At 45.9% G+C, this 771-nt stretch carries 1 protein-coding gene and 2 pseudogenes; all 3 read right to left on the minus strand.

The genetic code is table 11. The annotated features are described in order from the left end of the window. Window positions 1-180: pseudogene (locus LPKJCM_RS14070) on the minus strand (DDE-type integrase/transposase/recombinase); the annotation flags it as partial. A gap of 33 nt (window positions 181-213) precedes the next feature. Then, window positions 214-459 (minus strand): annotated as a pseudogene (locus LPKJCM_RS14075) (IS3 family transposase); the annotation flags it as partial. Window positions 460-512: 53 nt separating this feature from the next. Further along, window positions 513-771: IS3 family transposase (locus tag LPKJCM_RS14080; protein ID WP_021210853.1), on the minus strand; the 259-nt coding region annotated here is incomplete at its 5' end.

A 771-nucleotide genomic window follows, 5' to 3' on the forward strand; every position in this document is an offset into this window, starting at 1 on the left:
CTTTTTTGAGAATGAATAGCCGATAATTCGTCTTGAGTGCAGATCCATGATGGTTGATAAGTAACACCAGCCATTACGCTTCGTTTGAATATAGGTCATATCAGCGGTCCATTTTTGATTTAAACCAGTGGTCGAGAAATCCTGCTTAAGCAAGTTGGGACGCTGTTCAACCTTGGTTTTGGGAGCCGAAGCCGCTTTCCATTTATTGACGGTAACGGAGTGGATATCCAGTTCCTTCATGAGCCGGGAAATCCGTCTTGGGCTGCACCGACGCTGCAGTGGTTGAAGTTCCAGATTCAATTCATGGTGGATCTTCATAACGCCGTATCGCTGCTTGAATTCCGCAAAGATCCGCAGAATCCGTTGTTTCAAGTCCGCATCTTCGGCCCGGCGTTTTGAAGGCTTGGGGGATCGATAACGATAATACTGAGCTCTGGAAACACCGAGGATTCGGCACATCTTAGTTACCTGGTGGTGATGGCTTTCTTGGTGAATGTAATCAAAAATATTGGTTACTTCTGCGCAAGGAAGCCCAGGGCTTTTTTTAGGATTTCGTTCTCCTCAGACAGGGAAGCCAGCCGCTTTTCCATCGCTTTAATTTCGTCTGGCGATTTACCGGATTGAGTTTTGGCTTGGCCCTGGATCCACTTATGAACGGTTGAATAGCCAATGCCATATTCTCTGGCCAGTTGGGCGGCTGATTCGCCTTGTTTATATAGGTTGATGATGTTTTGTTTGAATTCTTTGTCGTAACGAGTTGGCATGTAAAAA

It is taken from the genome of Lentilactobacillus parakefiri (genome assembly GCF_002157585.1).
Lineage (GTDB): Bacteria > Bacillota > Bacilli > Lactobacillales > Lactobacillaceae > Lentilactobacillus > Lentilactobacillus parakefiri.